Source organism: Azospirillum sp. B506 (assembly GCF_000333595.1).
Lineage (GTDB): Bacteria > Pseudomonadota > Alphaproteobacteria > Azospirillales > Azospirillaceae > Azospirillum.
The window spans coordinates 1-6,169 of the sequence record NZ_BADK01000150.1 but is presented as its reverse complement, the minus strand read 5'-3'; the positions used below and the strand labels follow the sequence as shown (position 1 = coordinate 6,169).

9 protein-coding genes are annotated in these 6,169 nt (G+C 67.0%); 7 read left to right on the top strand and 2 right to left on the bottom strand.

The features are described from left to right. Positions 1-341 precede the first annotated feature (341 nt). The gene (locus I71_RS05385) at positions 342-584 is read right to left on the bottom strand and encodes a hypothetical protein (RefSeq protein WP_042691862.1); all 243 of its coding nucleotides are present in this window, start codon (positions 582-584) and stop codon (positions 342-344) included. A 69-nt stretch (positions 585-653) separates the two neighbouring features. Beyond that, positions 654-833, bottom strand: coding sequence for a hypothetical protein (locus tag I71_RS05380; protein WP_042691859.1), 180 nt, complete (start codon positions 831-833; stop codon positions 654-656). A gap of 227 nt (positions 834-1,060) precedes the next feature. On the opposite strand from I71_RS05380, the gene I71_RS05375 reads away from it, so the two are divergent. The 7 genes from I71_RS05375 to I71_RS05350 all read left to right on the top strand — a co-directional run bounded on the left by I71_RS05375 (position 1,061) and on the right by I71_RS05350 (position 6,033). Continuing rightward, positions 1,061-2,083, top strand: coding sequence for a S1C family serine protease (locus I71_RS05375; protein WP_049975938.1), 1,023 nt, complete (start codon positions 1,061-1,063; stop codon positions 2,081-2,083). A gap of 98 nt (positions 2,084-2,181) precedes the next feature. Then, a complete protein-coding gene (locus I71_RS05370; protein ID WP_042691856.1) occupies positions 2,182-2,793 on the top strand; it encodes an NUDIX domain-containing protein in 612 nt (203 codons plus the stop codon). Between the two features lie 143 nt (positions 2,794-2,936). After that, a complete protein-coding gene (locus tag I71_RS05365) occupies positions 2,937-3,938 on the top strand; it encodes a cysteine synthase A (protein WP_042691852.1) in 1,002 nt (333 codons plus the stop codon). A gap of 17 nt (positions 3,939-3,955) precedes the next feature. Continuing rightward, the gene (locus I71_RS05360) at positions 3,956-4,663 is read left to right on the top strand and encodes an alanyl-tRNA editing protein (protein ID WP_042691849.1); all 708 of its coding nucleotides are present in this window, start codon (positions 3,956-3,958) and stop codon (positions 4,661-4,663) included. A 52-nt stretch (positions 4,664-4,715) separates the two neighbouring features. Then, positions 4,716-5,363 carry a rhodanese-like domain-containing protein gene (locus I71_RS05355; RefSeq protein ID WP_307188963.1) on the top strand — a complete coding sequence of 216 codons (648 nt, stop codon included), beginning with the start codon at positions 4,716-4,718 and terminating at the stop codon, positions 5,361-5,363. After that, positions 5,303-5,602, top strand: coding sequence for a hypothetical protein (locus I71_RS40815; RefSeq protein ID WP_307188962.1), 300 nt, complete (start codon positions 5,303-5,305; stop codon positions 5,600-5,602). Before I71_RS05355 ends, I71_RS40815 begins: the two co-directional genes overlap by 61 nt. Further along, the gene (locus I71_RS05350; protein WP_042691845.1) at positions 5,599-6,033 is read left to right on the top strand and encodes a GNAT family acetyltransferase; all 435 of its coding nucleotides are present in this window, start codon (positions 5,599-5,601) and stop codon (positions 6,031-6,033) included. Before I71_RS40815 ends, I71_RS05350 begins: the two co-directional genes overlap by 4 nt. Positions 6,034-6,169 lie beyond the last annotated feature (136 nt).

Below are 6,169 nucleotides of genomic sequence, written 5' to 3'. Positions count from 1 at the left end.
CGCGGGAGCGTGCGGGATTAGACTTGATCATTATCCGGGCCTCAGCGTTGGGCCGGGCGTCTCCAGCCGATGGAGGATCGCCGTGCTTCTGCCATTCCAGTCCGAACATCTTCGCACTGCCCCGCCGGTCAATGGCACCGGCCACCGTTCATCCGCATCCGACGATAGAACGGTCAGGACGACAGACTGCATAACGGCGGTCCTGCTGTTCCTGGCGGCCGTGCTGATCGCTCTTCTTGCTCTCAGCGCCGATTGGACCGCCACAGCGCCGGACAGACAGCCGCCATCTTACGAGAACACGCCGGTTCTGGTGATCCCACCCCACCCGCGGTAAGCCGCGGTCACTCTCCCAGATCGTCATAGATGGTCTCGCCGGACTCCGACGGGTCTCCGCTTGCCACGGCAATGGCCACACGTTTCCATTCCCCGCACCAGTCGGTGGAAAGCGTGATGGGAAAGTCACCCTCCGGGCTGCGTGGGGTCACCACCGGCGGATAGCGCCGGCAGGTTCCCTTGGGCCCGCGTTGGCGGAGCCCCTGCCCCTCCCAGAATCGGCAGGTGTAGCAGGTGTCGAGTCGCTTCATCGCGGACCGCTCTCCTTCTGATGGCCGGCTTTTCAACGCTCAGCCACGCGGACCCGCTCCATCCTCCGTTCAACCGGTGGAGGGCGGTTTGCCCGGCCGCATCGTGTTGGCGCATCTGGCGTAATACGCCTTGATGTCCGCGTCCAGAACGCTGCGGCGGCGCCCCTCCTCCGATCCGTCCGGCGCGTCGCCCAGGCTCTGGAACTCCTGGACGGCCCTTTCCAGATCCTGCTCGCTTTCGATGGACATACTGTCTCCTTTCCCCTTGGATTTCGGGACCCGCACAAGACAACAGCGACCGGCGGCGGTATGTTTCCAACGCTGCGGTGGCTCTGACGGCCGCTGACTGCGCGATGACGGCTTGATGAGACGCGACTCGAACGCAATGTCATGCTGGTGTCACCCGAGTCGCGACGGACAGGGCCGCGCGGTCCCGGGGGTGCCCTTGGCCCTGCCTTGCGCGGGAGTGCGGCGTCATGCGGGTCGTCTCTACACCGGTCGTGCCGCGTCTGGCGGCAGCCATCCTCTTGCTGATCGGCCTGCATCTGACCGTGCCCGGCAGCGCCGGGGCAGCGGAGCCGACACAGCTGGACCCGGAGCGCGTCGTCCGCTCCGTCGTCGGCATCACCGCCACCGTTCCGGCCGACAGCCAGAGCGCCCGCACGCTGGGCACCGACCGCGAGGGCAGCGGGGTGGTCATCGACGGCTCCGGCCTGATCCTGACCATCGGCTATACGGTGATGGAGGCGTCGCAGATACAGGTCTCCACCGCCGATGGACACAGCTATCCCGCCAACATGATCGCCTACGATCCCATCAGTGGCTTCGGGCTGTTGCGGGCGGAGATGGGGTTCTCGGCCCCCTGGCTGCGCCTGGCCGGTTCCGACGCTGTCAAGGAAGGCGACACACTGCTTGTGCTCAGCGGCGGCGACAATCGCGGAGCCACCGCCGTCAAGGTGGTCGGAAAGCGGGAGTTTGCCGGTTACTGGGAATATCTGCTGGACGAGGCGCTGTTCACCTTTCCACCGATCCGCGCCTTCAACGGCGCGGCTTTGGTCAACCGCGAGGGGCGACTGGTCGGCATCGGATCGCTGTTGGTGGCGGAGGCCGTGGAAGGACGGCCGCTGCCCGGCAACATGTTCGTTCCGGTTTCGGCGCTGGAGCCGATCCTGGCCGATCTGCTGGCCTATGGCCGGCGGCAGGAACCGGCAAGACCCTGGCTGGGCGTCACGCTGCGCGAAGAGAGAGGGCGGCTTCTGGTGGAAAAGGTCTCGCCGCGCGGCCCTGCCGAGTCGGCCGGCCTGCGTCCCGGCGACTGGATCGTCGGCGTCGGCGGCCAGCGCTTCAGTGGCTTGGCCGATTTCTACCGGAAGCTTTGGGGCCTGGGTCCGGCCGGGATCGTCGTTCCGCTTGAGGTGATGCGCGGAAGCACCCTGACGCCCGTTCCGGTGACCTCGGCCGACCGCGTCCGGTTCCTGCGCCTGAACCCGACGCTGTGACACCCGGCCGAACGGCAGGCCCCGTCCCGGTCGCTTGTAGACGGCGCGTCGGCGTTGCACCCTGTCACCAACAGCCATCCGAAGGAACCGCGCCTGCCATGAACCATCCCGACATCGAGATTCTCGACAAGAAGACTCCCTACAAGGGCTTTCTCACCATCGACGTCTACCGCCTGCGTCACAAGAAATTCGACGGCACATGGACCGACGTTCTTCCCCCGCGTGAGGTGTGCGACCGCGGTGCGGCGGTGGGCGTCCTGCTGTACGACCCCGATCTCGATACCGTCGTGATGATCGAGCAGTTCCGCGTCGGCTCCGCCGCGGCCGGAGGACCGGCCTGGATGACGGAAATCGTCGCTGGCATGGTCGATGAGGGCGAGACGCCTGAAGAGGTGGCCCGCCGCGAATCGATGGAGGAGGCCGGCTGCACCATCCGGGAGATCGAGCAGATCTGCGACTATTACGTCAGCCCCGGCGCCTTCACCGAGGTTGTCACCGTCTTCTGCGGCCGGGTCGACAGCCGCAACCTCGCCGAGACCGGCGGGCTGGAGGAGGAACATGAGGACATCCGGATCATGGCCCTGCCGGCCAACGAGGCGATCCGCATGATGGATGAGAACCGTCTGCGCAATTCCGTCGCCATCATCGCCATCGGCTGGCTCGCCCGCCACCGCGACTCGCTGCGCAAGCGCTGGCTGGGGGAAGGCTGACAGGAGAGGGCGCTGGCNATCCCCCACAAATTCCACACACCATCTCCGTTCAATGCAGCATTTCACACCCCCACCTTGAAACTGCTGCCCCCTGCCCTGATAGTATCGGCAGAAATCCACATCAGACCTTGGGAGTACCCGCCTTGGACATCCGCAACGGCTTCATCGGCGCCATCGGCAACACGCCGCTGATTCGCCTGGAAGGCCCATCGAAGGCGACGGGCTGCGAGATTCTGGGCAAGGCGGAGTTCCTGAACCCCGGCGGATCGGTCAAGGACCGGGCCGCTCTCGCCATCGTGCGCGACGCCGAACAGCGCGGGCTGCTGCGCCCCGGCGGCACCATCGTCGAGGGCACCGCCGGCAACACCGGCATCGGGCTGGCGCTGGTCGGCAACGCGCTGGGCTATCGCACCGTCATCGTGATGCCGGAGACTCAGAGCCAGGAAAAGAAGGACATGCTGCGCCTGATCGGCGCCGACCTGCGGCTGGTCCCGGCGGTCCCCTATTCCAACCCGGACAATTACGTCCGCTATTCCGGCCGGTTGGCCGAGGAACTGGCGAAGACCGAACCGAACGGAGTCGTCTGGGCCAACCAGTTCGACAACACCGCGAACCGCGAAGGCCACCGCACCACCACCGGTCCCGAGATCTGGGAGCAGACCGGCGGCAAGCTCGACGCCTTCACCTGTGCAGTCGGCAGCGGCGGTACGCTGGCCGGCATCGCGCTGGCGCTGAAGGAGCGGAACCCCAACATCCGCATCACCCTGGCGGATCCGATGGGGGCCGCCTTGTTCAGCTACTACACCACGGGCGAACTGAAGTCCGAAGGCAGCTCCATCACCGAAGGCATCGGCCAGGGCCGCATCACCGCCAACCTGGAAGACGCTCCCATCGACGATGCCATGCAGATCCCGGATGAGGAGGCGCTGCCGATCATCTTCGACCTGATCAAGACCCAGGGGCTGGTGCTCGGCGGATCGAGCGGCATCAACATCGCCGCCGCGATGCGGGTGGCGCGAGACCTTGGTCCCGGCCACACGGTGGTCACCATCCTGTGCGACGGGGGGCAGCGTTACCAATCGAAGCTCTTCAATCCTGACTTCCTCCGTGAGAAGACTCTTCCGGTGCCAGACTGGCTGGCCTGACTCTTCCCGAGGGGGATATGGACGCGCTTTTCCGCGAGGACGCCTACGCCCGCAACTGCATCGCCACCGTCACGGCGGTGGACGACCGCGGCATCCGGCTCGACCGCACCGTCTTCTACCCGACCGGCGGCGGCCAGCCGGGCGACAGCGGGGTCCTGCGCTTCGACGGGTTCGAAGTCCGCATCAAGGACACGGTGAAGGGCGACGGCGGCCCTGACGACGTCATCCATGTGCCGGAGGACGGGCAGGAATTGCCCAGCCCCACGATGGCGGTGGAAGCGGAGATCGACTGGGACCGCCGCTATCGACACATGCGCATGCACACCGCCCTGCACCTGCTGTGCGCGGTGGTGCCCGGATCGGTCACCGGCGGGCAGATCGGGGCGGACAAGAGCCGCCTGGACTTCAACGTCCCGGCCGAGTCCCTGGACAAGGACGCCATCGCCGACGCGGTCAACCGGCTGATCGCCGCCGATGCGCCCGTCGGCACCCGCTGGATCAGCGACGATGAGATGGCGGCGCAGCCGGAACTGGTGCGCACCATGTCTGTGAAGCCGCCGACCGGCAGCGGCCGGGTACGTCTGCTGAATGTCGAGGGCGTCGATCTGCAGCCCTGCGGCGGCACCCATGTCGCCCGCACCGGCGAGATCGGCGGAATCGAGGTGACGAAGATCGAAAACAAGGGCAAGCAGAACCGGCGCGTCGTCATCGCGTTGAAGGACTGAGCCTGCTCCACCGATATTCCGCCCACCAGATCCTTTCCAAAGGATGCGCAGCATGAGCGACAGCATTGTTGAAGCGCTGACCGGCCCGGTGGTTTCCACCGACTGGCTGGCCCGCAATCTCGGTCGGCCGGGTCTGAGGATTCTCGACGGATCCTGGCACATGCCGGCCCTGAAGCGTGACATCCGGGCGGAATTCGCGGCCTGCCACCTCCCCGGCGCCCGCCTGTGCGATGTCGACGAGGTGGCTGCACCGAACACCGCTCCCCTGCCCCACATGGCCCCGGACGAGGCGACCTTCGCTGCGAAGATCGGCGCGCTGGGCATCGGCGACGGCGATACCGTGGTTGTCTATGACAGCGCCGGCATGGCGACCGCGGCAGCGCGCGTCTGGTGGCTGTTCCGGCTGTTCGGCTTCGACCGTGTGGCGGTTCTCGACGGCGGCCTGCCGAAATGGCTGGCGGAGGGGCGACCGACCGACTCGGGCGAAACCACCCCGGTCCAGCCCACGACCTTCACCGCGCGCAAGCGGCCGAACCTGATCCGCAGTGCCGATCAGGTGCTGGCCAACATCGACGCCCATACCGATCAGGTCACCGATGCCCGTGCCCAACCCCGCTTCGAGGGCGCGGTGCCTGAGCCGTGGCCCGGCCGGCGCAGCGGCCGCATTCCCGGCAGCTTCAACTGCCCCACACCGACCTGATCGACGCCGAATCCAAGACCCTGCTGCCGCCGGAGGTCATCGGGGTGAAGGCGCGCGCGGCCGGTCTGGATCTCGACCTGCCGGTGGTTGCCTCTTGCGGCAGCGGCATCACTGCCTGCGTCATCGCGCTGGGCCTCGCCAGTGCAGGCAAGCCGGACGTGGCGATCTATGACGGCTCCTGGGCGGAATGGGGCCTTCGGGAGGATCTGCCGCTGGAAACAGGAGCACGTCGGCCTTGAACCACACCGTCACCGTCCGGCCCTGTACGGCTGACGATCGCGATGCCGTCGTCACGCTGTGGAGCGCCTGCGGGCTGGTGGTGCCTTGGAACGACCCGGCGGCCGATTTTGCCCTGGCATTGTCGAAGACCAGCTCGACGGTGCTTGCCGCCCTTGCCGGCGACCGGATCGTCGCCACGGCCATGGTCGGGCAGGACGGCCACCGTGGCTGGATCTATTACCTCGCCGTCGATCCGGCATTGCAGGGCCAGGGCCTGGGCCGCCGGATGGTGAGTGAGGCCGAAAGCTGGCTGGCGGCCGCCGGCATGCCGAAGGTCCAGCTGCTCGTCCGTGAAACCAATCAACGGGTGCTGGCCTTCTACGAGAGGTTGGGCTATGCCAGATCGCCCGTCACGATGATGCAGAAATGGCTGACCAACCCTTCTCCCTGACCCGCCCCGCCGTGCCCACCGCCAGCCGGCCCGGGCATCTGCCGGTGATCGTCACCTATCTGCAGATGGCGGCTCCGCCCTCCCATGCGCCGGTGCGGCAACCGGCCGGCACCCAGTCGCTGCTGCAGGCCAATCC

Bases quoted from the DNA above. Each gene is read 5' to 3' on its own strand.
- I71_RS05370 (WP_042691856.1), top strand. From the start codon at position 2,182: ATGAACCATCCCGACATCGAGATTCTCGACAAGAAGACTCCCTACAAG.
- I71_RS05360 (WP_042691849.1), top strand. From the start codon at position 3,956: ATGGACGCGCTTTTCCGCGAGGACGCCTACGCCCGCAACTGCATCGCC.
- I71_RS05380 (WP_042691859.1), bottom strand. From the start codon at position 833: ATGTCCATCGAAAGCGAGCAGGATCTGGAAAGGGCCGTCCAGGAGTTC.
- I71_RS05375 (WP_049975938.1), top strand. From the start codon at position 1,061: ATGCGGGTCGTCTCTACACCGGTCGTGCCGCGTCTGGCGGCAGCCATC.
- I71_RS05385 (WP_042691862.1), bottom strand. From the start codon at position 584: ATGAAGCGACTCGACACCTGCTACACCTGCCGATTCTGGGAGGGGCAG.
- I71_RS05355 (WP_307188963.1), top strand. From the start codon at position 4,716: ATGAGCGACAGCATTGTTGAAGCGCTGACCGGCCCGGTGGTTTCCACC.